The organism is Streptomyces sp. NPDC104307 (assembly GCF_055584045.1).
In genome coordinates, this window is the sequence record NZ_JBVJMU010000005.1 from 158,131 (window position 1) to 183,982 (window position 25,852).

The following is a 25,852-nucleotide window of genomic DNA, read 5'->3' on the forward strand; positions in this document are numbered from 1 at the left end:
TTGGCGGTCCGGCACCGGGCGCGGCTGTGCGTGCGCGCCAGATCATGGAAGCTGTCGGCATGAACATCTCTGCCTCTGCCGGCGAAGGCTCACCGGACCGAGCGGGCTACCGGCGATCGGCGGGATCGCCACGCGGTGAGGCCCGGCGCCGGGAACTGCTGGACCGGGTCACGGAGGACCTCGCGGCCAACGGGATCGTGGACTTCTCGCTGCGGCGAGCCGCACGCGCGGCCGGCACCACGCACAAGGTGCTCCTCTACCACTTCGACGGCGCCGACGACCTTCTCGTACAGGCCACCGTCCAGCTGCGCCGACGCCGCATCGGAAAGGCACTGGCCGCCGCCACCGAGGGAGGGGCCCGCCGGTCACTGGGGGACTGGGTGCGCGCGATCTGGCCCATTCTGCTGAGCGACGAAGAGGCGGCGGTGCTCGATCAGGCCATCGGCCTGGCGATGTATGACTCCGGACGCTACGCCGCACTCGGCCGTGAGGCGTCCCAGCAGTATCTGCCCACGCTGCTTGCGGTCTGCCCGGAACACTGGTCCGGGCAGCGGAAGCTGGAGGTCGCAGAGATGGTCCTCGCCACGCTCCGCGGCTTCCTGGTGGACGCCCGTACCAGCGGCGACACGTCGGGGGTCGCCGCTGGCTTCGAGGCGTTGGTGCGCGCGCTGGAGCGCGAGGAGTCGGCCGGGGAGTGAGCCTTCGCGCCCGGGGCCGCAGGGCGGGGGCAGCCGGGCAATAGACATGATGTGAACCGCATGGTTCACTTTTTGGGAGGGACGAATCCAGCCCACCCGGAGGTCGTCATGAGCACGTCCGCGGAATCCCAGAAGGCCCCATCCGCCAGGAGTACCCCCGGAGGCTCCACCGGGACGACGGGCACGAAGGAGATCGAACTGTCGGCCGGGACGGTCGCCTACGAGGACACCGGCGGCGACGGCCCGACGGTGGTCCTGCTGCACGGACTGATGATGGACGCTTCCCTGTGGGACGGGACGGTGGCCGGGCTGTCCGCCGGATACCGGTGCCTGACGCCGACGCTGCCCCTCGGCGCGCATCCGCATCCGATGCGCGCGGACGCCGACCTGTCGCTTCGCGGGACGGCCCGGCTGGTCGCGGAGTTCCTCGACCGGCTGGACCTGCACGACGTCACGCTCGTGGGCAGCGACACCGGAGGGGCCCTGGTCCAACTGCTCATCGCTGAGGGGGACGGCGGCCGCGCCGCGCGGGTGGGGCGGATCGTGCTCGTCTCCTGCGAGGCGTTCGACAACTACCCGGCCCGGGTGACGGGCAGGACCCTCGCGCTCGCCGGCCGGCTGTCGCCCCGTCTCTTCGGCCTGTTCATGCAGCAGATGCGGCTGCGCCCGGTCCGCCGCCTCCCGGTCGCCTTCGGATGGCTGACCCGGCGGGGCGACGCGGCCACCCGGCGGTGGACGCGACCCGTCATGACCCGGCCGGGCATCCGCCGCGACGCGGTCCGGACGCTGCGGGCGGCGGCCGCGGACGCCGGAGGGCTGGCCGGTGCCGCCGACGCCCTGGGGTCCTTCGACCGCCCCGCACTCGTCGTCTGGGCGGCCGGGGACCGCGTGATGCCGCCCGCACACGGCCGGCGCCTCGCGGAGCTCCTCCCGCAGGGGCGGCTGGCCGAGATCCCCGACAGCCGCACGCTCGTACCGCTGGACCAGCCGGAGCGGCTGGCCCTGGCGATCCGGGAGTTCGTGCCCGCACGCCATCGGTGACGCGGGGGGCCGAACCGTCGGCCCCCCGCCACCGGCGGCCGTGCGCCTATTCGCAGCCGACCCCGTCACCGTCGCGGTCCAGGTGCCGCCCGTAGCCGGGTTCCCCGGCGTGAATGGGGGCGGCGCCTGCTGCCCGGACAGCGGTGCAGTTGGCGTAGTACGCCGACTCGGAGCCACCGCCGGACCCGGAATCGCCGGACCCGGAATCGCCGGAGGTGCCGGAGCCGCCGGACGTACCGGAATCGGGGGCGACGGTGACCCGGACGGTCTTCGTCTTCGTCACGGCCGGAACCGGCTTCGGGGTGGCGGTCACGGTCTCCGTCACGGCGGGCAGGGGATCGGCCGACGCGGTCGCCGTGGCCGTTGCCGTTGTGGTGACGGTCGCCGCGGGCGCTGCTTTCGCGTCGGCGGTCTTCTCTGTCCCGCCGCCGTCGTCGGAGGCACCGATGGCGACGCCGACGAAGAGCAGGACGACCGCCGCGGGAATGATGATCCGCTTCCTCGTCCAGCCCGGCCGGCCCCCGGAAGGCGGCGCCGGCACATACGGGTTGGGCCCGGCGGGCTCGGGCGGCTGCCCCCAGGGCGGCGGTTGCGGCGGCGGAGTGTGTGACATGGGTCCCCCAGATGATGCGGTGGGGGATGACCGTAGCGAGGCCGTGCAGGCCAGTGTGAGCCGTACATTCCATTAGTGATGAAGTTGTGACCAACTGGTGGATGAGAAGTGGGTACTTCGCTGACCGCGCCTGAATCCCGCACGGGAAGGCCGCGCGAATCCGGCACCGAACGGGCGTCCGAGGCCTACGCTCGACGGGGTGGGAGCAGCCCGCCACCACCGGCGACACCGACCGAACAGGAGAGGTGATTGATCACCCCAGCACCGCCCCGGCGCCCGTGCCGCCGTTACGGCGCCGACGGCACCGCGTGCTCCAACACCACCAACCGCGCCGACGGATGGTGTGGCCGGTGCGACGGCTACACGACCCTGACGCCCGTCGTGACCCGTGACGCCCCCGGCCCGCGCCGCTCCGAGTGGCGATGGGGCCCCGGCGCCTGGACACCCGGCGCCCTCGGCATGGACTCCGACGAGGCGTACGAAGTCGACGTCACGCCCCGCGCCGTCGCCACATACGGCAGGGTGCACGCCGTCCTGCCGCAGATAGCCGAGACACAGATCCGCTCCCTGCTCGAAGACCTCATCTCCGAGCAGGCCACCACCGAACGAAGCGTTACCGGCACGTGGCGGATCTACTTCCGCAGACACGGATACGGCCTGGTCATCAGCGAGGACCGCAGTCACGTCCTGCGCTACTGCACCCGTCACGCGGAACGCACCTGGGCCCAGTACCGCACAGGCGTCTCCTCGCGCATCAGCGGCTCCGGGGGCATGGCGGCCTGGAAGCGGGAAGCCGTGGCCGGACACGTCCCCCTGCCCATCGGCGGCAAGGCCCTCAACCTGTACGCCAGGCACACCCTCGGCCTGAAGATCACCCGTGACACCATCGACGAGATCGCGCGGCGGCTCGCCGCTCACCTCGCCGACAACGTTCTGCCGCACTGGCCCCGTACCGAGGAGGCGGTCATCGAGGACGGTCACGGGAACACCTGGGTCCTGCTGCGCAACGAGCGATTTCCCGACGGCATCATCGCCACGGTGTACGCCACCGGCAGTGAGCCGGTGAAGCCGCCGGGCCGGCCCGAATAGCTGCGGCGGGCCCGTTCACCAACAATCATGGCTGCCATGGAACGACCGAGGCCCCTCATCGAGTGCGGAGATGTCGCCCTGCGCGGCTGGCGGGGACAGCGCGACTTCTCCTCGGCGCACCGGCTGATCGAGGAGTCCGTGGACCACCTGCGCCCCTGGGAACCGTGGGTCGCCCTGCACAGCGAGGCGAACACCCGGGGCTTCCTCACGAAGTCCGGTTCCGGCTGGGCCGGTGACCGGGTGTACAACTACGCCATCATCGAGCACGGCACGCTCGTCGGCATGTGCCAGGCCTACCGAGGGGCCGAACCGACGGGCTGGTTCCTGGGGTACTGGCTGCACCCCTCCGCCACCGGCCGGGGCATCGCGACGCGGGCGACGTCGGCACTGATCAGCGAGATGTTCACGCTGCCCGCCGTGCGGTACCTGGAGATCGCGCACGACTCGGCCAACACCGCGAGCGCGGCCATACCGCGCCGGCTGGGCTTCACCGAGGTCCGGCGTGAACTCGCCGCACCGCCCACGGCCCCCTCGGGGACCGGGGTCGAAGTGATCTGGCGGCTGTACCGCCCCGCACCGCCCGCCGACGCCCCTTGAGGAGAGTCGGCACGCACCGTCGGATCAGCCCGCGGACTCACCCGCGTGCGGGCTCAGGGACCCCGCGCCGACCAGGATGAACAGCGCGACACCCAGCACGATCCGGTAGATCACGAACGGCATGAAGCTCTTCGTCGTGATGAACTTCATGAACCAGGCGATGACGACGTACCCCACACCGAACGCGATGAACGTGGCGAAGATCGTCGGCCCCCAGGACACATGCCCCTCGCCCGCGTCCTTCAGCTCGAAGACGCCGGAGGCGAGGACCGCCGGGACCGCGAGCAGGAACGAGTAACGTGCCGCGGCCTCACGGGTGTAGCCCATCAGCAGACCGCCGCTGATCGTGGCGCCGGACCGGGAGACGCCCGGGACCAGGGCCATCGCCTGGCAGAAGCCGAAGATCAGACCGTCCTTGACGCCCAGTTCCTTGAGGGACTTGCGCTCCTTGACCGCCCGGTGCTTGCCGCCGGTCTCGTCACGGGCGGCCAGCCGGTCGGCGACGCCGAGGACGATGCCCATCACGATGAGCGTGGTGGCGATCAGCCGCAGGTCGCGGAAGGGGCCCTCGATCTGGTCCTTGAACGTCACGCCCAGCACACCGATCGGAATGGAGCCCACGATGACCAGCCAGCCCATCTGGGCATCGTGGTCGCTCCGCATCGAGCGGTCCGTCAGCGACCTGAACCAGGCGCCGACGATCCGGACGATGTCCTTGCGGAAGTAGATGAGGACTGCGGCTTCCGTGCCGATCTGGGTGATGGCGGTGAACGCCGCTCCCGGGTCGTGCCAGCCGGCGAACGCCGCGGTGAGCCGCAGATGCGCGCTGGAGGAGATCGGCAGGAACTCGGTCAGTCCCTGAACGAGGCCGAGGACGAAGGATTCGAACCAGCTCATGGGGCTTGGGCCATCCTGAAGTGATCATGCATCGTCCGCCGGGCATCGGAGCCGGTCGGCAGCGTGCGGATTGCGGGCTTGTGAGGGCAGTTTGACGACAGGCCCTAGGGCCCGGAGATCGTCTGTCGGTCGCGGGAAGCGTATCGCCCCCGGGTGAACAGGATTACGACAACCCCCGGCCGTACCGCCGCGTCATTCGGCGCCCAGCCGGTGACGCCTGCGCCAGGCGACGACCGCCGCGCCGAGCCCCGTCAGCACGATGAACCCCATCGCCGCGAGGAACGCGGGTGAGGTCGGTGACGAGGCCTCGCTCCCCGCCACCACGTACGCGGCCGTGTTCGGGATAGAGCCGAGACCGGTCGCCACCAGGAACGGGGGATACCCCATGCGGGACACGGCGGCGCAGTAGTTGGCGGCGGCGAAGGGCACTCCGGGGAAGAGCCGTAGCGCCAGCATCGAGCGGAATCCGTGTCTGCTCAGCTGCCCGTCCGCCGCCCGCATCCAGCGTCCGCGCAGCAGAGTGCGGAGCGCGTCCTGCCCCAGCACCCTGCCCAGCGCGAACGAGACGCCCGCGCCGAGCACCGTGCCCGCCAGCGCCGCCGCGAGACCGGCCTGGGTGCCGAACAGTGCCCCGGCGGCGAGATTGAGCAGCGGACGCGGTACGAACGCCACCGTGCACACGCCGTACGCGAGGCCGAAGAGGACGACCGCGGCGGCGCCGCCGCTCAGCTGGGCGGGCCAGCCGGAGGCGAGCAGGCGTTGGGGCTTGAGGAGCAGCATCGTCGTCGCGGCGGCCAGCAGCACGGCCACGAGCAGCGAGAACCTGGACCAGGGCGAGAACAGCACCCGTGTGCAGCGCGCGGAGAGACCGACGGCGGACCGGGTGGCGGGGACGTGGTCGAGCATTCGGGGAGAGTATCCGAACACCAGGTGTGATCGTCGTAATGTGACCGTTATGGGGACGGAGTCGGAACAGTCCGCCCCAGGGCACGAGCGGGCGTCACGTCTCTGCCGGTCCAGGAACACCGACTCCGACCGGCAGGCCCCGACCGCCTCCGCCGACGCCGCCAACTCACCTGCCGCCGCCCGAAAACCGCTCGACGGGCCCGCCCCGGTCGGACATGATCGAGGCATGTTCCGGTACGCCTTCCTCGCAGCGCGGTCCGCAGTCGCGGACGCGCCGAAGGCTGCCGTGAGCCCTGCCACCGCAGCAGTCACGGCAGCCCTCACCGCTGCCGCAGCGCCCATCGGCGGCGCCCGAAGCTGACCCTCCCCCGACAGTCCGGCGGACCCCGTGAGGGGAGGGTCGGCGGGGCCCTGGGGTCTTCTCTCTCAGCTTCGAGAACCAAGGAATGAGCCATGTCCAAGACGGCATACGTGCGCACCAAGCCGCACCTCAACATCGGCACCATGGGCCACGTCGACCACGGCAAGACCACCCTCACCGCCGCCATCACCAAGGTCCTCAGTGACCGGGGCACCGGCACCTTCGTCCCGTTCGACCGCATCGACCGGGCGCCGGAGGAGGCGCAGCGCGGCATCACGATCAACATCGCGCACGTCGAGTACGAGACCGGCACCCGGCACTACGCGCACGTCGACATGCCCGGACACGCCGACTACATGGTTCGTCTACCCTGTCATGACTGTAGCGAGGGGTGGACACGTGGAAGAGATCGACCTGTACCTACGCAAGAGCATCATCGTGCGGGAAGGCACCGAGGCTCTTACTTTCCTCACTCAAGAGGACCGGGGGCGAGAGTGGGCCCGTCGCCACAACTACACCGTACGCAAGGTCTGGAAAGACAACCTCAGCGCCTGGACGGACACGAAGCGGCCGGACTTTGAGCGTGCGCTAGCTGCACTGCGACGAAAAGAAGTCCCCGCACTGTGGGCGTACGCAGTAGACCGATTCAGTCGAAAGGGGGCTACCGAGATTGGCGGCCTTCTGGACGCTGGTGCACGGCTCATCTTCGACTATGAGCGCCTGGACTCCGCCAGGCCGCGAGATCGTGAGCGGATCATCACAGATGCCGAACGGGCAAAGTCCGTATCTGACCTTCTCTCCTACCGAGTGCGCGACACCAAACAGGGACAGCGTCGACGCGGGGAGTGGGTGGGCGCCGCTCCCTACGGACTTCGCAAGGACAAGCGTGGAAAGCTCCACCATGACAAGGGGTGGGAAATCGTCCTCCGCATTCTGACTGAGGTTGCGGAGGGGCACGCCCCGCGCACCGTCGCCCGCCGGCTGACGGCCGACAAGCAGCCGTCACCGAAGGGCGGACAGTGGGGCGCATCCACTGTGCGGCGCATCGTCTACAACCCCGTGTATGAAGGGTGGTTGGTCGTCGCGCTCTCCCGCAAGTACACATGGCCCGTGGCCTATCGGAACGAGAAGGGCGAGCGGGTCAAGGTGCTCTCTGACGAGGTGGAACCGGCGCCCGCGGACCTTGTGGCGAAGGCCCGTCGTGTCCACGCTGGCCACCAACGGGGGGCACTCGGTCCCCGTAGCGGCAAGGCCACGCATTTACTGACGGATCTTCTGCGCTGCGCAGGGTGCGGCTCCAGGATGCCCACGAGTGGACGCTCCTACGTCTGTTGCGGTCACGCCATGGGGAAGGCGTGCCCGGCTCCCGCGTCGGCCATGAAGGAGCGCATTGAAGAGTACGTATACGGCCGTTGGCTGAGCATGGTGAGTTGTGCAGACGTCAGCGAAGGCGACCCTCTGATGATCGCTGTTGCAGAGCGATGGGCAGCTCTCACGCTCCCGGAGGCGACGGAAGAGGCGGACGAAGCGCGGGCCGTTGTGAAGGCTGCGGAAGCTGCGATTGAGCGCCTGGCCAACGACCGCGCGAACAACATCTACGACGGCGCCATGGGGAAGCACTTCGGCCGCCTCGTCGCGGAGGCGGAGGAGACGCTCACGGCAGCGCAGGAGCGATACTCAGCGCTCAGCGGGGGTGTGGTGGATCTGACGATGTTCGACGACTCCGTACTCCTGGAGGAGGCTTGGGAGGCCGCAGACCTGCCGATGCGACGTGACCTCATCAGAGTTGCCGTGGACAAGATCACGGTCACGCAGGCTGCACGGCGCGGAGCCCCGTTCGACGGAGACACCCGATGCGCTATCGAGTGGGCAACCCCAGAAGAGGAGTAGTTCCACACAGCACGAACGGCCCTCGTCCTTGTCGACGGGGGCCGTTCGCATGCTTGCGCCTACTCGGCCGGCGGTGTGGACCACGGGCCCGCAGGAGGGCGCTCGGGCAGGTCTACGCCGGGCCTGTGACAGTAGTAGGCGACGAAGCGGCGTAGGACGTCGGATCGGTCGGTGTCATCAGGGACGGCGTCCCCGAACGCGCTCCACAGCTCAGTGTCGATGCGAAAGCGGCTGGCGGGGGTCTTGGGCTGATTCGGCATGGGCCGACCCTAGCAGAGGTGTGGACACACCTCCCGGGTTGTGCGTAAGGTGTGGACACACCCCGGGAACCTCCCCGGGCACGACACAACCCCGCGTCGACTTGGCGGAAGAGCGGGGCTGTGTTCCTACATGAGGAGCGTCCAGCATGGCACACAACTTCACCGCACAGACCGCCCCCGCCTCCACCGCTCTCGTCGTCGGCCCCACGTCGACGGCCGCCCAGCGCAACCGGCTCTACACCTTCGCGATCGACGTCGCCGTCCAGGTGGGAGCGCAGACGACATACGCGCTCCACACGGACTACACCGTCACGGACTTCGAGGCGGTCTACGTGCTCGGCACGGCGACGAAGCTGCGTGACGCTGACTGCCTCGTCCTCGTCGCGGAGGCTCTGGCAGCCGGCATGGAGGTCGTCGACGCCCCCGACCCGAAGGACTGCGGCACCTGCGACTGTGGCCGTGTCGTGACGGTGCACCCCCGACGGACCCCGTGGGGAGAGCTGGCCTGCGTTGAGTGCGCCGGCTGGGCGCCGGTCTGCGCCCACTGCTCGGAGGATCACGCCGACTTCGTACCGCTGGAGGTCGTCGAGATCGACGACACGTTCCACCTCGTGCACCCTGACTGCCTCACGGAGGCACATCGGATGTACGGGAACGCCTTCGTGACCGCCTGACGATCACCCTACGTAACGACGACGACTGCCCCTGAAGCCCTTCCCGGGCCCGGGGGCATCGTCATGTCCAGGCGCCTCGTCGACGTCCTCCGCCCCCTCTGGTGGAGGCGCCTGGACAAACTGGGCCGCCCCAGAGACGCCGATGCCACGGCGTTACCTCCGCCCGAAAGAGGGGCGAAGTTTGACCTTGACTCCAGAGAGTGGCAATAGATGCCGCATCGTTACTCTCTGTTGACAATGGGGCGGGCATTCTGGCCAGAATGACAAACTGAACCCTATTTCTTAACTCCCTATGGAGCCTCTTAGAGGGTCTTGAAAATAGAGGTTAGTTTGTCAGTTTGGGCTCAACTCTGTCCGGCAGGGCGGAAGAGGCCTCATTCGACGTCGTCAGACCCCACGCGCGGACGAGGGGGGCGAAGGAGCGGCAAGGGGTCGTGCGCGCCCCTGCGTGCCGTTCTGCGAGCCTCGTACCCCACCCTGGCAGATTCTCCCACTGGGGCGCCCGCGGGCCCACACGAGGGCGTACAGGGCTTCCGGCTTGATCGTCCGCCGTTCGACGTCACGTAGCGGGTGAGCCGTGGAGCTGGCGGAGGTCGCCGGGAGCCGTCATCACGGCAACAGCGTCTCGCTATTCGAGATTTTCAAGAAGTTGTGTAACAAAAGGCGATTCGCCCGAGGGTGCGGCTGGTTCGTTTTCCTAGGGGCGACTGGGATGTGGGCGTTTTCACTCACTTCCTGACGCGTCACACCCGCCCGAAAACGTAGGTAGGAGAAGGGCCCCGCGCGCGCTCGCGCGACCCTCCAGGCAGGTTACGGAAAGTAGCCGCCCCCATGAACCGCGGGAGTCCTGGCCTCAGCCTTTGGGGCGAGCCGGACTCCCGTGTGCAACTGCGCTCAGCCGGTCGCCTTTCCCGGCTTTGAGCGCATGGCTCCGGCGTTGAGCAGTCCTCGTAGAGCGTGAACTCTCCTCCATGCGCTCCTTCGACGTGCTCCGCCGGAGCCTCAGACCTCTTTCGAAGCGCTGCCCACGGGCGGCGCTTCTTTATTTCCCACCCTTGGCAGACCGCCGGGACCACAGAACGACAGGACATCTTCAGGAGAAGCCATGTACCGAACCAGCGACGTTCCGGACCACCCCACACGGCAGTGCCCCGGATGCTTCCGCACCCTCGTCGTCGGCAGCCCGAACTTCCACCAAGACAGCCTGTGTGCTGACGGCTTCACGCGGAAGTGCGCCGACTGCCGGAACGAGGCGGAGCGGATCCGCTACAGCCTGGAGGCCCCGCAGCGCGCCAGGGCGAAGCGTGAGCGCCGCGCGGAACGGCGGGCGCACTTCGAGAGCACCGGCCACTACGAAGCCGCGTAGCGACCGCACAGAACCACACCAAGCCCTGTCATTCGATGGGGCTTTCTGCATGTCAAGAGAGGCGTTCATGACCCGACGAAAGGCGGCGCCCGCGAATCCGTGGCACGTCGTACCAGCAATCAAAACCGCGGAGGAGGCGCTAGCGGCGACGGATGAGCGCCTGGCGTCGCTCCCCTCCGCGCTGCCTCCGGAGCACGCCCGCAGGGCGGTCCTGGAGGGCGCCATAGCGGCCCTGCGGAGCAGTGGGAAGCCGATCCCTGCCGACATCGGCCGGCAGGCCGTAGACGCTTACACAGCGGCTCTCGTGCCGATGTCGGAGCGTGAGGCACTGACGACGGCCGTCGCCTCGCTGAAGCGCCACCTGGCGTACCTGCGCACCGTCCACACGGAACCGGTGCTCTCCAGCCTGGCGGAGCGCCTGGACGCGCTCATGAACGAAGTCCGTGACATCACCGCGACTCACGGGCGCCTCGTCGACGGCGAAGCGGCCATCGACGCCGGCCCCGATGCCGTGGAGGCATTCACCAGGCTCCGCGCCATCGTGCGGGAGCTGGACACCCTGCGCGCCACTCAGCGCGAAGTCATGCGCGACGTCGTCGACCCGGGCGTCCTGAACGCCATCTACGCGTCAGGGCAGGACCAGTTCGCCTACGTTCCGCTGAAGCCGCTTCCCGCGGATGTCATGCGCGTCATCGCCGGAACGAGGCGGCGCAGCGTCGCCTTCCTGCTCTTTGCCGCGGAGTCCGGCCGGCACTGGCTCCCGACGTCCGTTGACGAGTTGACCGCCGAAGCGAGCGGCGCAGTCGACATCGGGCGTGCCGACGACGGCTCAGCCCGCAGCAGCTTCACCAACCACTGACCGAGAGGCCCACCCCATGCAGCTCATCACTGAGTACGCGACCCCCTCCGAGCTGTCCGGCTACGCCCGCGCGGCGATCCGGGACCGGGAGGAGAACGCATTCACCCTGTCGCGCTGGCTGCCCAGCGACACCATCGAAGACCTGGAGTACCGCTTTGAGGCCGGAGGGGGTGGGCTGACGGAAGCCGCCAACTACCGTGCCTACGACGCGAGTTCAGACATCGGCGTCCGCGAGGGCGGCGCGCGTGCCAGCGGCGAACTGCCCCCTATCTCGCGCAAGATGCCCGTCAGCGAGTACGAGCAGTTGCGTATGCGGAACGCCGCCACGATGAGTGATGACATCCGAGACAAGATCTTCAATGACTCGGAGATCCTCGTCCGGGCAATCGCGGCCCGGGTGGAGGTGGCGCGCGGCCAGGCGCTGTTCACGGGCGCTGTCTCGCTGAACGAGAACAACGTCTACGGCACGGTGGACTTCGGCCGGCTGGCGTCGCACACCACGGCAACCGAGATCGACTGGACCGACACCGAGACGTCGACGCCGTTCGACGACCTCCAGGCATGGGTAGACGTCGTGGTCGACGACACGGGCGCCGCTCCGAAGTGGGCTCTGATGCCGTTGCGTATCGCGCGTGCCCTGCGGTCGAACGCGAAGCTCTGCCGCATGGCGACGACCGACTACAACGCGCCGTCGGTCCTGTCGCTGGAGGAGCTGAACGCGCTCCTGGCCAAGCACGAGCTGCCGCAGGTAACCACCTATGACGCCCGCGTGGTGTTCCAGGGCACCGCTCAGCGGATCACGCCGGCCGACTCCATCGCCCTGCTCCCGGACCCGGGTGACGAACTGGGCAAAACCCTGTGGGGCGTTCCGGTGGAGGCGAACGACCTGCGGTATGGACTCACCTCCGGCGAGCAGGGCGGCGCGTACGTCGGCAACTACAAGAGCGAGGACCCGCAGACCGTGTGGACCCGCGCGACCGCCATCGTGCTCCCCGTCATGGCGAACCCGAACCTCAGCCTCACGGCGAAGGTGACCGGCATCTGACGTCCAAGGGCCTCCGTATTGCGACTCACGGAGGCCCATCCTCACGACCGGAAGGAGCGCGTGTGAGCGCATGGGGTGGGAGTACTAGACGCTCACGGTTGCCCCGCAACTGGGCAGCCCTGCGACGTCGGGTGATCCGCCGTGACGGTGGACAGTGCACAGCCCGCTACTCCGACGGACGCAGGTGCGATCTACCAGGCAACGACGTGGATCACATCGTGCCTGACTCGCTCGGAGGATCGTCGGACATGGACAACCTCGCACTGCTCTGCGCTTGGCATCATGCCCAGAAGAGCAGCAGTGAGGGAGGCACAGCAGCAGCCCTCACGCGCAAGAGCGTGCACCGGCCGGCGCCGACGCACCCCGCGTTGGACGACTGAGCACAGGCCGCAAGCCTCTGACCTGCGGATACCCCAGGGGATGATCCCCAGTCGATCATCACGCTGGTCGTAAGTGGGCTAATCCTCGCAGTGCGTACGGGTCTGGGGATCCAGCGGTCACGTTTCCCTGAGGCCCATTTAGGGCCCTCTGGGCGCCCATCTGACGCCCCTTGAGCAGCCCCGTGCGATGGATCGAGCGCGGCAGGCGATCAAGAGCCACGCGCAGACTGTTCGCAGTAAGTGTGACAGCAAATCGTAAAACGGCAGGTGGGCGCGCTGTTGCCGTAACGCATTCGCGATTCGAGAACCTGCGAATATGACACGCGCTTTGCCTTTTCTTTACCTTTCACCAGCTCTGGAGGAGCAACCATGATCCCCAACCCGCGATGCCGGTGGAGAGAATGCCCGTTCGACGCTGCGCCGTCGTACAAGACTTGTGGCGGTCACTGTCACGTCTGGCTCAAGCGAACTCAGGCCGTGAAGGGTGCAAGCGGCCCGGAGGCGGACGAGGAGCGCGCTGAACTAGCCCGCCTTGCCGTCGCCCTGAACGCCCGTGCGTCGTTCGCGGTCAACGTGCCCGGAGTCTTTCGCACGGAGATCCCCACGGAGCGCCGTCGCACGCCCGGGGCGCACTGATGGCCTTCCGTTCGCGCTACCGAGGCGACTTCGAAGGCATCGGCCGGCTGATGAAACTTCCTGGCATCCAACTTGCTTGCCGAGTCGCTGCCCTGGAGGTCAAGCAAGCTGCGGAGGCTCATGCGCCCGTCGGTGACCCGGCGAAAGATCGGCATTCCGGTCTTTACTCCCGCTCCTTCGACGTCATCCCGATTGAGAAGAACGTGCCCTGGCGCGGGACGCCTCGTCGACGAGCCGGAGCACGAGTCCTCAACACCGCTCCCCACGCACTTGCCGTCGAATACGGGAACGGCGCCACCCCGCGGTACGCGGTGTTCATGAAGGCCGTAGAGGACGTCTCCGCACGCTTCCGGTAACCGCACCCGCAACACCCCAACCGACTGACGAGAGCCCCTTAGCCGAGCGCTAAGGGGCTCTCGTGCATCCCGACGGAGGACCCATGAGCGCAACGCTGCGCGACCCAACCTGTCTGCGGCCGACGTGCCGCTTCACCCCCATGCCGACGTTCACGGGGGGCGGAGAGCTGGACTTCTTCGCCTACTGTTCCCGCTCCTGCAAGGAGTGGTGCGAGGCAGCCGTGTCCGTCGCGCAGTCGGATTACTCACCCGTCATCGAGCGTCGCGCGCACCGCCTTGACGTCCTGTCGACGCTGCTGGACCTGCGGGAGCAGCCCGGAGAACTGGAGGACTTGACGGGGGGTGGGGAGTGACTGCCATCGTCGGTCAAGCCGGCGTTGACGTTGTTCCATACACCCGTGACTTTCACCCGCGGCTGAAGGCGGCGCTCCTCCCGGTCGCGGACCGTGTGGGGCGCGACGTCGGTGAACGCATGGGCGACGCCATCAGCCGCAACATCGTCCTCGCCATCCCGGACGCGATCCGTACCGGTGGGCGAGCAGGGGTAGTCGCAGCGGGACGGTCCGGTGACGATGCTGGAGGAGCGTTCTCCCGCAGCCTTCGCGCAAAGTTGGAGCTTGCTTTCAAGAGCATGCCCAAGCTTGACGTCCGCCTCGGTGATGAAGGCGTTGACGCCGAACTAGCGCGCCTTCGCGCAAAGTTGGAGCAACTGAGCGGCAAACGCATCGGCATTGACGTTGATGCCGGGGCGGCGCGCTCGGAAGTCCTCCGGATCGAGGAGCAGCTTCGCCGGCTCGGCGCTGAACACCCGAACGTGCAGGTTCGCGCCGACACAGCCGCCGCACGAGCGGCGCTCGTCGCGATCCGAGAAGAGATCGACAGCGTCGACCGGAAGCGGATCAACGTTCCCGCCCACGTCGATGCCTCGCAGGCCAGTTCGGCGCTGATGTCGCTCGGTATCCAGGTAGCCGCACTGACGGCCATCCCGCTGGGCCCGGTGCTCGCCGCAGGGCTGGGCGCTGTCGCTTCCATGGCTGTTGCAGCCGGGGCCGGCGTAGGTGCGGTAGCGCTGGCCGCCATTCCCGCCGTGAAGCAAGTCACGAGCGTGATTCAGCTCAAGACCGCCGCGGAAGACGAGGCGGCACGGGCGACGGACAACAGCGCCTCGTCGTCGACTGTTGCAGCATCGAAGGCGCTCCAACTAGCGGGCGCTCAAGCTACGTTGGCCACGGCTCACCGCAACGCCGCGAAAGCGATCGAGTCCGCAGAACGCGCTGTCGTACAGGCTCAGCGCGCGGTAGCCGACGCCGCCGAGCAGTCCGCAGAGCGACGCCAGCAGGCTGCGGAGGCCGTCAAGCGTGCGGAACAGAGCCTCGTCGACGCTCAGCGTTTGGCACGTCAGGCCGAGCAGGATCTCACCGCTGCACGGGCCGACGCCGCACAGCAGCTGAAGGCTCTGAACGATCAGCTCACAGACGGTGCCCTGGACCAGCGCGAGGCAACTCTCCGCGTCCAGCAGGCTCAGGAGGATCTGAACGCCACGCTGGCGGACCCTAAGGCCACTCAGCTTCAGAAGGAGTCCGCGCGCCTCACCCTGGATCGCGCAAGGCAGTCGGCCAAGGAGCAGGCGCAGAACTACTCTGACTTGCAGAAGTCCGCGGCCAAGCAGCAGAAGGCCGGCGTCGATGGCTCGGACGCCGTTCGTAGCGCGACGGTGCGTGTCAGTGACGCTCAGCACGACGTAGCTACGCAGACAGAGGCCGTCGCGAAGGCGCAGGATGCGGCGGCCAAGACGGCCCGTGACGGTGCGCAGTCCGTCACCGATGCACAGGAAAAGGTCGCTGACGCCGTACGGTCTGCGGCCGATGCGCAGGTCTCTGCGTCAGAGTCCGTGGCCAACGCGCAGCGCGGCTTGGCGTCCGCTCAACTCACGTCGTCGACGGCTACGACCACCGCACGCACAAAGGCCGATGAGTACCGTGAGGCACTTGCGAACCTGACTCCAGCCGGCAGAGACCTCTTCGACGCCATCGCAGGATCTGACGGACTCACCTCCGCCTTCAAGACATGGCAGACGTCGCTACAACCCGCGGTCCTTCCCCTCTTCACGACGGCCGTCGAAGGTGCGACGAACTCACTCCCGGGACTGACGCCGATCGTACTGGCCGCAGCTTCCGCAATTGGAGTCCTTCAGGCGAAGGCGAGCGGGGAACTCAAGACGCCGTTTTGGCGTGATTTCAAGGACGACATCACGAATAGCGTGAAGCCTGCCATTGTTGGAATGGGAACAGCGCTTGGCAACGTCCTAAAGGGTGCCGCAGGCGTTATCGATGCCTTCCTGCCGCATATGGACGGGATAGCGACGAAGTCGGACGGAATCACCGCTCGGTTCGCAAAGTGGGGCACGTCCCTTAAGGGAAGTCCAGGCTTCGAGAAATTTCTCGCGTACGTCAAGGAAACCTCTCCCGGATTGGCCCACTTCATCGGGCAAATTCTGATGGCCGCTCTGGACGTATCAAAGGCCGTAGCACCCCTATCGACGACGATGATGGCGATCGTTGGGCCCGTTTTCGCCGCGATCAGTAAGGTTGCGACGGAGAACCCCGGCGTTGTACAGGCGTTGTGGGGACTCTGGGCGGCACAGAAAGCCGTTGCCCTCGGAATGGTCGCGTTCTCCGCAGCGATGACCGTCTATCAATCGGTGATGCTGCTCTCCGCCATAGCAACGGCGGGATTCGGGACCGTTCTCAACGCAACGGGAATCCTCCCGATCATCCGAGCCGTGGTAATCGTCGTCGGACTGCTCGCCGCGGGTCTCATCCTCGCTTACCAGCATTGCGACTGGTTCCGTGTAGCTGTCGACGGCACGTGGGCCGCTCTGAAGGCCGGAACTCTGGGTCTCTGGGACAACGCACTGAAGCCCACATTCGATGGAATCTGGGCCGCCATGCAGGCTGTCGGGGCCGTCGCAGTCTGGCTTTGGGAAAAGGCCATCAAGCCGTCTTTCGACTTCATCGCGGAGGCGACTCAGCTCCTGTTCACGGCCCTTGTCACAGTCCTCCTCCTGCCCGCCTACCTGGCTTTTCAGGCTCTGGGAGACATCGGAACGTGGCTGTGGGAAAAGGCTATCAGCCCCGCATTCACGTCCATCGGTGAAGCAGCTAGCGCGCTGTGGACCGGAATCATCAGTCCTGTCTTCGGATGGATCGGTGATAGCGCGACGTCGCTGTACGACAACGCGATCAAGCCCGCCATGAAGAACTCCAAGGATTCGCTCGATACGCTGGGCACGGCGGCAAAGTGGTTGTGGAACCACATCATTAGCCCGGTCTTCGGGTGGATCGGTGAAGCTGCATCGACGCTGTATAACCGAGGCATAAAGCCGCCGTTCGACAACATCAAGGCCGCGATGGGGCTCGTTGTCGACGCGTTCAAGACCGCCAAGAAGAACATCAAAACTGCCTGGGACGGCGTCAAGGGCGTTGTCAAAGAACCTGTCCGAATCATCATCGATCGCGTCTACAACAGGGGCATCGTGCCGTTGTGGAACCACGTTGCGGCAATTACTGGCGCCTCAGATCTGAAGCCTATGGACCTAAAGGGCTTCGCAACCGGCGGCATCATGTCCGGGTATTCCCCGGGCCGTGACGATCGTGTTGTAGCCGTCGGTGGCGGTGAGGCGATCATGCGGCCGGAATGGACGCGTGCGATTGGCGCCGATAAGATCAACTCGTGGAATGCTGCTGCCCGCTCAGGCGGCGTCAGTGGGGTTCAGCGTGCGATCTCCAACGGAATGCCAGCGTTCAAGAACGGCGGAATTATCGACTGGGTCAAGGACAAGGCATCCGGAGCGGTGGATTTCCTGAATCCTGCACACCTCTTTGACAAGGCGAAGAGCTTCATCGGTAAGCAGATGAAGGGGTTGCTCACCAATCCTTGGGCGAAGTCCATCACGAAGATTCCGGGACAGATGCTCAGCAGCCTGAAGGATAGGGCGCTGGACCTCATCGGATTCGGAGGCGGCGGAGGCGGCAACGGCACCTGGGCCAAGCCAGTCAATGTCCCGTACGGTACGAGATTCGGCGCCTCCGGCTCCATGTGGTCGTCCGGACATCACACCGGGCTCGACTTCCCGGCGGCCCTGGGCGTGCCTGTCAAGGCTGTAGCTGAAGGCCGCGTCTCCATGGCGACGTCCGGCGGCCCGTACGGGAACCACGTCATGATCAACCATGGTGGCGGTCTCTCGTCGCTGTACGCGCACATGAGCCGCATCCTGACGACGGTCGGCACTGCTGTGAAGCAGGGCCAGGTCATCGGCAAGGTGGGCGCGACGGGCAACGTCACCGGCCCTCACCTCCATCTGGAGGCGCGGCTCAGGGGCAAGGCCATTGACCCCATGGGCTACCTGGAGAACGGCGCCGGTAGCGGCGGAAGCGGCGTGCAGCGCTGGCGCGGAGTGGTCAGCCAGGCACTTCGCCTGACAGGCAACCCGTCGTCCTACGCTGACGTGACACTCCAGCGCATGAACCAGGAGTCGGGCGGTGACCCCCGCGCGGTCAACAACTGGGACTCCAACGCGAGGGCGGGCTACCCGAGCACCGGATTGATGCAGGTCATCCGGCCGACGTTCCAGCACTACGCCGGCTCCATGAGCAAGACGGGACCGTTCCTGCACGGGGTCTCGATTGACCCCCTGGCGAACGTCTACTCCTCCATGCGCTACGCGAAGGCGGCCTACGGCAACTTGGGCAAGGCGTACGGGCGGCCAGGCGGCTACGCCAACGGCGGTTACCCGCCCGTCGGTCAGTTCTCCATGGTCGGTGAGAACGGTCCGGAGCTGGCGTATTTCAGCTCCCCGTCCCAGGTCATCAGCAACACGGACACGCGGGCAATGTTCCGCGAGGCCGCAGGCCAAAGGGGCGGCGGAACATCAGTGCCCAACATTCAGGTGATCTCCAAGACCTACCTGGACGGCCGTGAGGTCTCCGGCGTGATCGATCAGCGGATCGAGTTGTACGACGCCGACACCGGGCGGGCACTCGTCGCCGGCCGCTACGTCTGACGCACCCTCTACGGCCCCACTGGCGACATGCCGACGGGGCCGTCACACACTTCCCAACTCGCCCTGCACGAAGCCGACATGGATCCGTACAGGGCTTCCCCGTACACCACCAGGAGGACATCGCCATGGACTACACGCAGCCCGCCAAGAGCCTGCCCACGTCGTGCCTGCGCTGTGGTGCTGAGGTGGAACAGAAGCCTGGCCCCGGCAAGATCAAGCGCTACTGCTCAGCCTGGCACGGCAAGGCGTACCGTCAGCACGCTCGTGCGATGGGCTTTCCCGTCTGAAGTCAGGCCGCAAGCTCCCGTGCGGTTGCCGTTAGCCAGGCGGGGGCATCGCGGTCTATGGCGCGCAACGTCTGTGTGAGACGCGCTCTACTGCGCGTCGATGCGACGGTGTCCAGCATAGGAGTCATGCTAGACAGCAGCGTGTCACAGTCTCTCCATGCCTTGGCGGCCGTCAGCGCCGTCAGCTCTGCCACGCTGTAGTACAGATCCCCACGCCCTCCGGACTGAACGAGGCTCCTGGCCTTCTGAAGGTGCGGCACGGCGGCTGCGTGGTCTCCGAGTGATAGCAGGACTTCCCCATGGTGCCCGATCACTTCAGCCTCGTTCACCCACCATGTCCACTCCGGATCGCGGGCGGTGATCGAGTCTTGCAGTGCGCCAAGGGAGGTGCGCACCTCGGTGAGACTTCGCTGCCGGTGTCCTGCCTGCGCCAGCGCGCGCGCTCGGCGTACACGCGCGATCAGCGCCACCCGGGGAGGAACGCCGGGCTGGGACAGCAGATCGTCAGCAATCCGGAGAGCCTCCCCGGTTCGTCCCGTCTGGACATCCTGCATGGCGATCATGTCCAGTGCGAACCACGTACGGGGGCGATCTCCAGCCTGACGAGCCAGCATCTGTGACTCCATGAACGCCTGCCGTGCCTCATCAGTGCGGTGAGCGTCGAAGAGAATCCAGCCGGCCACTTGAGCGATCTCTCCGACGGCCGACAGGTGCCACATGGTTGGATCCGTCAGACGGTCTAGTTTCCGCTGTTCGGCGCGCCACACCTGGACCGCCGCATCAGCAATGTGCGCCCCGCCGTATCGATTATCGTGCTCCAGCAAATGAGCTACGGCCCCTTTGACGTACGTGGTCTCAGCCATGTCGGTGGGGGGCACGTCTGGCTCGGCCGGACCCAGTAGCGCATCTAAGGACTCGACTAGCTGCGGGGAGGGCGCTTGCTTACCCGACAGCACACGCGACAGGTAAGCGTGATCGTAGCTGAGCGCCTTAGCCGCAGCGCGAATAGACAGCCCGCGGCGACTTAGCGCCTCGCGGACACCGGCCACGAACTCCCCATCTTGCATAGCTCCAGGATAGTCGCAGTCACCGGTTAGTCACCGTCCAGTCACCACATGGGAGCGCATGCCTGAGTAAAGCTCGATGTCAGACGACACGGCTGATGTGGAGGAGCGGGTATGGACATCACAATGATGACGGGACCGGTCTTTCTGACGGACCCTGCGACGCAGTTGCCAGAGCCGATCCCGAACTTCGGATGCGACATTTGCGCGGCTCTGGGACGGCAGCGAGAAGAGGCCCGTAACGCAGGGGACTTGTCGACCGTCACGGACTGCAACGTCGAGATCACCAGGCACCCTCGCGGAGAGTCGGCGGTCCGGCAGCCCCACGGGAAGACGTCGGCCTGATGAGACCCCGGATGATACTTCGCAGCCTCGTGCACCGGATCGTCGCTCATCCCGACATCGCGCCGACGTACGCAGCCCGCTGCACCAACTGTGGGTGGACCGCCGAGCCGTCGACGGACGGGGAGCGCGTCGACGTGGAATGCATCGAGCACGCCGGCCGAAGCAACCACCGGCAGTTCACACGGACCGTGACGGGCAGCGCCTTCGTCGTCCGTGAGAGCGAACCAGGCTCCGCACCCCTGCCCGGGACGCCCGCAGCGTCCTCCGGTACGTAGGTGCGGCCTCCGCGCACTCGTCGGCGTGCGCGAAAGAGGGGGCAGGGTCATCCCACCCGACGGCCCTGCCTCCTCCTCATAGACCCGCGCGTCAGGGGCGTCACCTCCGTCGCGCGGAGGGCGGCCGGGGCTGGTCCTCCCCGTGAGGTCGACAGCCGGCCCCGGTCCGTCCTGTAGCCCCGTTCCCCGTCGATGGAAGACGGAGGACGGGGCGCTTTGCTGGTCAGAGACGTGAGTTAGAGTCATGACAGGGTGCGCAAACTACGTACATCAAGAACATGGTGACCGGCGCCGCCCAGCTCGACGGGGCGATCCTCGTCGTCTCCGCGCTCGAAGGGATCATGCCGCAGACCGCCGAGCACGTGCTGCTCGCCCGCCAGGTGGGCGTCGACCACATCGTCGTCGCCCTGAACAAGGCGGACGCGGGTGACCCCGAGCTGGCCGACCTGGTCGAGCTGGAGGTGCGCGAGCTGCTGTCCGCGCACGGCTACGGCGGCGACACCGTGCCCGTCGTGCGGGTCTCCGGCCTGCGGGCGCTGGAGGGCGACCCGCGCTGGACGGGGGCGGTCGAGGCGTTGCTCGACGCCGTCGACACCTATGTACCGATGCCGGTGCGCTACACCGACGCGCCGTTCCTGCTGCCGGTGGAGAACGTCCTGACCATCACCGGCCGGGGCACGGTCGTCACCGGCGCGGTGGAGCGCGGGACCGTCCGCGTCGGTGACCGTGTGTCGGTGCTCGGCGCGGACATCGAGACGGTCGTCACCGGTCTGGAGACCTTCGGCAAGCCGATGGAGTCCGCGGAGGCCGGCGACAACGTCGCGCTGCTCCTGCGCGGGGTCGAGCGGGACCGGGTGCGCCGCGGGCACGTCGTCGCGGCGCCGGGCAGCGTGACCCCGAGCCGGCGCTTCACCGCGCAGGTGTACGTCCTGTCGGGGCGGGAGGGCGGCCGGACCACCCCGGTCGCCACCGGCTACCGGCCGCAGTTCTACATCCGCACCGCGGACGTCGTCGGCGACGTCGACCTCGGCGCGGTGGCGGTGGCGCGCCCCGGTGAGACGGTCACCATGACCGTCGAGCTGGGCCGGGACATACCGCTGGAGACCGGCCTCGGCTTCGCCATCCGCGAGGGCGGCCGCACGATCGGGGCCGGTACGGTCACCGGCCTGCTCTGAGCCCGGAGCCGTAACGCCGCACGGCCCGGTCCGTCTCCCGAACCCGTGGGAGACGGACCGGGCACCGGGCGCAGCGGTCATGAACAGCCGTCCGGGCACCGCACAATGGGGAAGTGAACGAGTCGATACCGGTCATCCGCGACGTGGATATGGGCACCGCCAGACTGCTCCCCGACGTGGACCGGGAGCGGGCCTGGCTGCTGACCGTCGACGGGGCACCCCAGTCGTACGTCGACCTGGACGCTCCGGAACACCTGGAGTTCGAGTACACGAGACGGCTCGCCCACGTCGTGGACCGCGTCGCGGAACCGGGCGCACCGCTCGACGTGCTGCACCTCGGCGGCGGCGCCCTCACCCTGCCCCGCTACGTCGCGGCGACCCGCCCCGGATCCCGGCAGGACGTCGCGGAGGCCGACCGGGGCCTGCTCGCTCTGGTGGCCGAGCACCTGCCGCTGCCGGACGGCAGTGGAATCACCGTGCACGGCACGGACGCCCGTGAACACCTGGAGGCGACCCCGCCCGGCTCCGTGGACGTCCTGGTCGCGGATGTCTTCGGCGGCTCGCGGGTGCCCGCCCACCTGACCACCCTGCCCTACGCGCGGGCCGCGGCACGTGCGCTGCGGGCCGACGGGGTCTACGCCGCCAACCTCGCCGACGGGGCGCCGTTCGACTTCCTGCGCCCGCAGCTGGCCACCTTCGCGGCCGTCTTCGAGGAGCTGGCGATCATCGCGGAGCCGGCCGTCCTGCGCGGCCGGCGCTTCGGCAACGTCGTCCTGATCGCCTCCCGCACCCCGTTCGACACGGCCGCGCTGATCCGCCGTTGCGCCGCCGACGCGTTCCCCGCCCGCGTCGAGTACGGCGCCGCCGTGGCCGCGCTCGTCAGGGGCGCCGCGCCGGTCGGTGACGAAGAGGCGGTCGACTCACCCGAGCCGCCCGACGGCTCCTTCGGCATCGGCTGACGCCGGGGCGCCCTTCGCCACCACCTCGGTGGGGGAGCTTCTGCGCGTCAGGTTGCGCACGTCCGGTACGAAGAGCACGGCGCCGGTGACCAGGACGACCAGCGCCGCGCAGCCCCACAGCGCCTGGCTGCGCCCGACCAGCGACTCCACCGGACCGGCGAGCGCGGTGGCGAGCGGCACCATGGCCACGGAGCCGAACCAGTCGTACGCCGAGACCCGCGACAGCTTCTCCTCCGGAACCTCCTGATGCAGGGCCGTCATCCAGGACACGCCGAACACCTCGATGGCGGCGCCGCTGACGAACATCACCGCGCAGAGCCCGGCTACCGGGAGAGGCACGGCGAGCCCCGCCGAGGGCAGGGCCAGCGGGAAGACGCAGAGCGTCCCGGCCAGCAGCAGCCGGCGCGGCTTCCACCGCATCATCAGCACCGCCCCGCCCAGGGTGCCGACGCCGAACGCGGCGAGCGCGAGGCCCCAGGGGCGGGCGCCGCCGAGTTCGTCCCTGGCGACCAGTGGCCCGTACACCGCCTCCGCGGCCCCGACCGCGGCGACGACCACGGAGAACTGCGCCACGACGGCCCAGAGCCAGGTGCGGCCGACGAACTCCTGCCAGCCGTCCCGGAGATCGGCGAGCAGCCCGCCGCCGGGTTCGCGCGCGGGGATGTGGCTCACGTCGAGGAAGGAGCGCAGGGCTCCGGCCACCGCGAAGGCGGCGGCGTCGATGGCCAGTACCCAGCCGGGGTCCATCGCGGCGATCATGGCGCCGCCGAGCGCCGCACCGCCGATGGCGGCGCCCTGCATGGACATCCGGAAGAGGGCGAAGGCACGGCTCGCCTGTTCGGCGCTGACCGTGGACATCAGCATGCCCTCGGCGGCCGGGTTGAAGAAGGCCTGCCCGGTGCCGCAGAGCGCGGTGAGCACCATCATCTGCCACAGCCGGGCGTCACCGGCCAGGACCAGCCAGGCGAAGACGGCCTGTGACACGCAGTTGAGGGTGTTGGCCGCCACCATCACGCGGTGGCGCGGCAGCCGGTCCGCGACCGCCCCGCCGATCAGCAGGAAGAGGACCAGCGGCGCGGTCCTGGCGGCGGCCACCAGTCCCACGTCGCCGGCGTCGCCGCCCGACTCCAGAACCGCGAACGCCGCCGCGATCAGCGCGCCGTTGGTGCCCAGGCCCGTGATGATCGCGGCGGCGGTCAGCAGCCGGTAGTTGCGGCCCGCCCGGGAGGGGCGGTCCGATGGGGGTGCGAGGTCGGCGGCTGTCACCAGGGGACTATCGCTGGCTTGACCCCGTGGTGCCAAATGGATTGCCGCGGAGCGTCAGGACTCGGTGATCTTCACCAGGCGCACGGTGCTCAGGATCTTCATGATCGTCGTGTCCGGCAGCTCGTCCGGGACGGAGTCGGCACCGTACAGAACCCAGGAGGAGAACGCCCCGTTGCTGTTCTTGAAGGTGAAGGCGATGGACTTGCCGTCCGTGTCGCACTTCTTCTTCTTGGTGACGTGGGGCGCCTTGGCAGTCACCAGGCTGCCGGTCAGACCCGACTTGGTGGTGTACTGCTTCGGCTTGCTGATCTTGATGGTGCTCTTCGGCATGTGCTGCGCATAGGCGGCCCATGCCCAGGTGCCCGCCTCGTTCCTGGCGTTCACATCGGCGTCCGTGGCACCTTCGGCGCCGCGGGTGCCGGTTCCGGCCAGGCTGCTGTTCTCCTTGATGCCGTCGTGGTCGGAGTCGTCGACGCACCACTTGCTCTTGTAGTCGGCGGGCGCCGTGAAGCCGATCAGCGGTGAGCCGTCACCCTTCTTGTCGTCCTCGAAGAAGGAGGACGTGGTGGGGGACGAGACCTCCCAGTCGCCGGGCACGTCGAACTGCGTGCCCCACTTCGGGTTGGTCACCACCTTCCAGCCGGCGATGAGCGGCTTGGCGTCGTCTTCGGCACCGCGCGGGTTCTCCTCCGGCGACGACGCGGACCCGGAGGGCTTGGCGGGCGCGGACGACTTCTTGTCGTCGGCGACGTTCTTGCCGTCCTTGCCGTCGTCCTTCTTGTTCATCACGACGACACCGGTGACCACCGCGGCCGCGACGACCGCGATCGCCGCGACGATGGCGACGACGGTCGTCTTCTTCTTGTCGTTGCCGGGCTGAGGCGGACCGGGCGGGCCGGGAACCGAGTGCTGCGGAACGGTCGGCTGCTGGTACGGGTTGCCCTGCGGGTAGCCCGGCTGACCCTGCTGCTGTCCCGGCTGCCCCTGCTGCGGGTAGCCGTACCCGGGCTGCGGCCCGGACGCGCCGGGCTGCTGGTATCCCGGCTGCTGGTAGGGATTCGGCTGCTGGTAACCCGGCTGCTGATACGGGTTCTGGTTCTGGTCCTGCGGGTTTTGCTCGCCCCCGGGCGGCTGCTGTCCTGGCCACATGGCGAGTAACGATAGAGGTGCGCCGCTCGGGCGGCTACGGCCGCCCCCGTGAGCGGACGGTGAAGGACGTGACCGGGTGCGGACCCGGTGATCCCCTGGGCATGGCCAAACATGCCTACCGGCCGGTAACATCGGGCCCATGAGCGCTGAACAGATGACCGCGGGCGAGATGCTCGCCGCGACGGTTCCGATGGTCCGGACCCTCAACCTCGAATTCCTGGAGTCCACCGCGGAACGCGCGGTGGTCCGTCTGCCGGACCAGACGGACTTCCACAACCACGTCGGCGGACCGCACGCCGGAGCCATGTTCACGCTGGCGGAATCGGCGAGCGGCGCGATAGTCATCGCCGCGTTCGGGGACCAGCTGACGCGCGCCGTCCCGCTCGCGGTGAAGGCGGAGATCGGCTACCAGAAGCTGGCCATGGGCGATGTCACCGCGACCGCCACCCTCGGCAGGCCGGCGGCCGAAGTCGTCGCCGAACTGGACGCGGGCAAGCGGCCCGAGTTTCCCGTGGCCATCCGGATCCAGCGCGCGGACGGCGCGGTGACCGGCGAGATGACGGTGGTCTGGACCCTGCGCCCCAACGCCTGAGTCCGGCCGG

At 68.0% G+C, this 25,852-nt stretch carries 22 protein-coding genes and 2 pseudogenes; 18 read left to right on the plus strand and 6 right to left on the minus strand.

Going from position 1 to position 25,852, the window contains the following annotated elements:
• The first annotated feature begins 59 nt into the window (after window positions 1-59).
• Together ACZ601_RS15880 and ACZ601_RS15885 are read left to right on the plus strand one after the other, a co-directional pair.
• Window positions 60-698 (plus strand): TetR/AcrR family transcriptional regulator, encoded by a 639-nt coding sequence (locus ACZ601_RS15880; RefSeq protein WP_469537892.1) that lies wholly within the window; start codon window positions 60-62, stop codon window positions 696-698.
• A gap of 108 nt (window positions 699-806) precedes the next feature.
• A complete protein-coding gene (locus ACZ601_RS15885; RefSeq protein ID WP_469537895.1) occupies window positions 807-1,739 on the plus strand; it encodes an alpha/beta fold hydrolase in 933 nt (310 codons plus the stop codon).
• A 46-nt stretch (window positions 1,740-1,785) separates the two neighbouring features.
• Here the strand turns inward: ACZ601_RS15885 and ACZ601_RS15890 are convergent, their stop codons facing one another.
• Window positions 1,786-2,352 carry an excalibur calcium-binding domain-containing protein gene (locus tag ACZ601_RS15890; protein WP_469537897.1) on the minus strand — a complete coding sequence of 189 codons (567 nt, stop codon included), beginning with the start codon at window positions 2,350-2,352 and terminating at the stop codon, window positions 1,786-1,788.
• 249 nt (window positions 2,353-2,601) lie between these two features.
• On the opposite strand from ACZ601_RS15890, the gene ACZ601_RS15895 reads away from it, so the two are divergent.
• Complete coding sequence (locus ACZ601_RS15895; protein ID WP_469537900.1) at window positions 2,602-3,441, plus strand: hypothetical protein; 840 nt, start codon at window positions 2,602-2,604, stop codon at window positions 3,439-3,441.
• Window positions 3,442-3,477: 36 nt separating this feature from the next.
• Window positions 3,478-4,038: a GNAT family N-acetyltransferase gene (locus ACZ601_RS15900; RefSeq protein WP_469537903.1), complete on the plus strand. Its 561-nt coding sequence runs from the start codon at window positions 3,478-3,480 to the stop codon at window positions 4,036-4,038.
• A gap of 24 nt (window positions 4,039-4,062) precedes the next feature.
• On the opposite strand, the gene ACZ601_RS15905 is transcribed toward ACZ601_RS15900, so the two are convergent.
• Together ACZ601_RS15905 and ACZ601_RS15910 are read right to left on the minus strand one after the other, a co-directional pair.
• Window positions 4,063-4,935 carry an undecaprenyl-diphosphate phosphatase gene (locus ACZ601_RS15905; RefSeq protein ID WP_469537906.1) on the minus strand — a complete coding sequence of 291 codons (873 nt, stop codon included), beginning with the start codon at window positions 4,933-4,935 and terminating at the stop codon, window positions 4,063-4,065.
• 192 nt (window positions 4,936-5,127) lie between these two features.
• The gene (locus ACZ601_RS15910) at window positions 5,128-5,841 is read right to left on the minus strand and encodes a TVP38/TMEM64 family protein (RefSeq protein ID WP_469537909.1); all 714 of its coding nucleotides are present in this window, start codon (window positions 5,839-5,841) and stop codon (window positions 5,128-5,130) included.
• 453 nt (window positions 5,842-6,294) lie between these two features.
• Here ACZ601_RS15910 and ACZ601_RS15915 point away from each other — a divergent pair.
• The 10 genes and pseudogenes from ACZ601_RS15915 to ACZ601_RS15960 form a co-directional block, all read left to right on the plus strand.
• A pseudogene (locus ACZ601_RS15915) lies at window positions 6,295-6,561 on the plus strand (GTP-binding protein); the annotation flags it as partial.
• Window positions 6,562-6,601: 40 nt separating this feature from the next.
• Window positions 6,602-8,092 (plus strand): recombinase family protein, encoded by a 1,491-nt coding sequence (locus ACZ601_RS15920; protein WP_469537912.1) that lies wholly within the window; start codon window positions 6,602-6,604, stop codon window positions 8,090-8,092.
• Between the two features lie 406 nt (window positions 8,093-8,498).
• Window positions 8,499-9,026: a hypothetical protein gene (locus ACZ601_RS15925; RefSeq protein ID WP_469537915.1), complete on the plus strand. Its 528-nt coding sequence runs from the start codon at window positions 8,499-8,501 to the stop codon at window positions 9,024-9,026.
• 1,105 nt (window positions 9,027-10,131) lie between these two features.
• On the plus strand, window positions 10,132-10,392 hold the full coding sequence (locus ACZ601_RS15930; RefSeq protein WP_469537917.1) for a hypothetical protein: 261 nt from the start codon (window positions 10,132-10,134) through the stop codon (window positions 10,390-10,392).
• 67 nt (window positions 10,393-10,459) lie between these two features.
• Window positions 10,460-11,251, plus strand: coding sequence for a hypothetical protein (locus ACZ601_RS15935; protein WP_469537919.1), 792 nt, complete (start codon window positions 10,460-10,462; stop codon window positions 11,249-11,251).
• A 16-nt stretch (window positions 11,252-11,267) separates the two neighbouring features.
• Window positions 11,268-12,296 carry a major capsid protein gene (locus tag ACZ601_RS15940; protein ID WP_469537922.1) on the plus strand — a complete coding sequence of 343 codons (1,029 nt, stop codon included), beginning with the start codon at window positions 11,268-11,270 and terminating at the stop codon, window positions 12,294-12,296.
• A gap of 131 nt (window positions 12,297-12,427) precedes the next feature.
• Window positions 12,428-12,676: an HNH endonuclease gene (locus tag ACZ601_RS15945; protein ID WP_469538509.1), complete on the plus strand. Its 249-nt coding sequence runs from the start codon at window positions 12,428-12,430 to the stop codon at window positions 12,674-12,676.
• Between the two features lie 1,075 nt (window positions 12,677-13,751).
• Window positions 13,752-14,021, plus strand: a complete 270-nt coding sequence (locus ACZ601_RS15950; protein WP_469537925.1) for a hypothetical protein — start codon at window positions 13,752-13,754, stop codon at window positions 14,019-14,021.
• A complete protein-coding gene (locus tag ACZ601_RS15955; RefSeq protein WP_469537928.1) occupies window positions 14,018-18,730 on the plus strand; it encodes a peptidoglycan DD-metalloendopeptidase family protein in 4,713 nt (1,570 codons plus the stop codon). The genes ACZ601_RS15950 and ACZ601_RS15955 overlap by 4 nt, the downstream gene beginning before the upstream one ends.
• Before the next feature lie 125 nt (window positions 18,731-18,855).
• Window positions 18,856-19,017, plus strand: a complete 162-nt coding sequence (locus ACZ601_RS15960) for a hypothetical protein (protein WP_469537931.1) — start codon at window positions 18,856-18,858, stop codon at window positions 19,015-19,017.
• A gap of 2 nt (window positions 19,018-19,019) precedes the next feature.
• On the opposite strand, the gene ACZ601_RS15965 is transcribed toward ACZ601_RS15960, so the two are convergent.
• Window positions 19,020-20,084: a helix-turn-helix domain-containing protein gene (locus ACZ601_RS15965; protein WP_469537934.1), complete on the minus strand. Its 1,065-nt coding sequence runs from the start codon at window positions 20,082-20,084 to the stop codon at window positions 19,020-19,022.
• Between the two features lie 353 nt (window positions 20,085-20,437).
• Between ACZ601_RS15965 and ACZ601_RS15970 the strand changes: the two genes are divergently transcribed.
• From ACZ601_RS15970 to ACZ601_RS15980, 3 genes and pseudogenes are all read left to right on the plus strand, one after another.
• A complete protein-coding gene (locus tag ACZ601_RS15970) occupies window positions 20,438-20,701 on the plus strand; it encodes a DUF7848 domain-containing protein (protein WP_469537935.1) in 264 nt (87 codons plus the stop codon).
• Window positions 20,702-20,967: 266 nt separating this feature from the next.
• A pseudogene (locus ACZ601_RS15975) lies at window positions 20,968-21,876 on the plus strand (EF-Tu C-terminal domain-related protein); the annotation flags it as partial.
• Between the two features lie 113 nt (window positions 21,877-21,989).
• Window positions 21,990-22,835, plus strand: a complete 846-nt coding sequence (locus ACZ601_RS15980; RefSeq protein WP_469537938.1) for a spermidine synthase — start codon at window positions 21,990-21,992, stop codon at window positions 22,833-22,835.
• Here ACZ601_RS15980 and ACZ601_RS15985 read toward each other — a convergent pair.
• Together ACZ601_RS15985 and ACZ601_RS15990 are read right to left on the minus strand one after the other, a co-directional pair.
• The gene (locus ACZ601_RS15985) at window positions 22,797-24,101 is read right to left on the minus strand and encodes an MFS transporter (RefSeq protein ID WP_469537940.1); all 1,305 of its coding nucleotides are present in this window, start codon (window positions 24,099-24,101) and stop codon (window positions 22,797-22,799) included. The genes ACZ601_RS15980 and ACZ601_RS15985 overlap by 39 nt on opposite strands.
• Before the next feature lie 54 nt (window positions 24,102-24,155).
• Window positions 24,156-25,250: a DUF8017 domain-containing protein gene (locus tag ACZ601_RS15990; RefSeq protein WP_469537944.1), complete on the minus strand. Its 1,095-nt coding sequence runs from the start codon at window positions 25,248-25,250 to the stop codon at window positions 24,156-24,158.
• 154 nt (window positions 25,251-25,404) lie between these two features.
• On the opposite strand from ACZ601_RS15990, the gene ACZ601_RS15995 reads away from it, so the two are divergent.
• Window positions 25,405-25,842: a DUF4442 domain-containing protein gene (locus tag ACZ601_RS15995; protein ID WP_440573080.1), complete on the plus strand. Its 438-nt coding sequence runs from the start codon at window positions 25,405-25,407 to the stop codon at window positions 25,840-25,842.
• Window positions 25,843-25,852: the final 10 nt, after the last annotated feature.

Coding starts and splice junctions, on each gene's coding strand:
- ACZ601_RS15880 (WP_469537892.1), top strand. CDS start 60: ATGAACATCTCTGCCTCTGCCGGCGAAGGCTCACCGGACCGAGCGGGC.
- ACZ601_RS15885 (WP_469537895.1), top strand. CDS start 807: ATGAGCACGTCCGCGGAATCCCAGAAGGCCCCATCCGCCAGGAGTACC.
- ACZ601_RS15890 (WP_469537897.1), bottom strand. CDS start 2,352: ATGTCACACACTCCGCCGCCGCAACCGCCGCCCTGGGGGCAGCCGCCC.
- ACZ601_RS15900 (WP_469537903.1), top strand. CDS start 3,478: ATGGAACGACCGAGGCCCCTCATCGAGTGCGGAGATGTCGCCCTGCGC.
- ACZ601_RS15905 (WP_469537906.1), bottom strand. CDS start 4,935: ATGAGCTGGTTCGAATCCTTCGTCCTCGGCCTCGTTCAGGGACTGACC.
- ACZ601_RS15910 (WP_469537909.1), bottom strand. CDS start 5,841: ATGCTCGACCACGTCCCCGCCACCCGGTCCGCCGTCGGTCTCTCCGCG.
- ACZ601_RS15925 (WP_469537915.1), top strand. CDS start 8,499: ATGGCACACAACTTCACCGCACAGACCGCCCCCGCCTCCACCGCTCTC.
- ACZ601_RS15930 (WP_469537917.1), top strand. CDS start 10,132: ATGTACCGAACCAGCGACGTTCCGGACCACCCCACACGGCAGTGCCCC.
- ACZ601_RS15935 (WP_469537919.1), top strand. CDS start 10,460: ATGACCCGACGAAAGGCGGCGCCCGCGAATCCGTGGCACGTCGTACCA.
- ACZ601_RS15940 (WP_469537922.1), top strand. CDS start 11,268: ATGCAGCTCATCACTGAGTACGCGACCCCCTCCGAGCTGTCCGGCTAC.
- ACZ601_RS15950 (WP_469537925.1), top strand. CDS start 13,752: ATGAGCGCAACGCTGCGCGACCCAACCTGTCTGCGGCCGACGTGCCGC.
- ACZ601_RS15960 (WP_469537931.1), top strand. CDS start 18,856: ATGGACTACACGCAGCCCGCCAAGAGCCTGCCCACGTCGTGCCTGCGC.
- ACZ601_RS15965 (WP_469537934.1), bottom strand. CDS start 20,084: ATGCAAGATGGGGAGTTCGTGGCCGGTGTCCGCGAGGCGCTAAGTCGC.
- ACZ601_RS15970 (WP_469537935.1), top strand. CDS start 20,438: ATGATACTTCGCAGCCTCGTGCACCGGATCGTCGCTCATCCCGACATC.
- ACZ601_RS15990 (WP_469537944.1), bottom strand. CDS start 25,250: ATGTGGCCAGGACAGCAGCCGCCCGGGGGCGAGCAAAACCCGCAGGAC.
- ACZ601_RS15995 (WP_440573080.1), top strand. CDS start 25,405: ATGACCGCGGGCGAGATGCTCGCCGCGACGGTTCCGATGGTCCGGACC.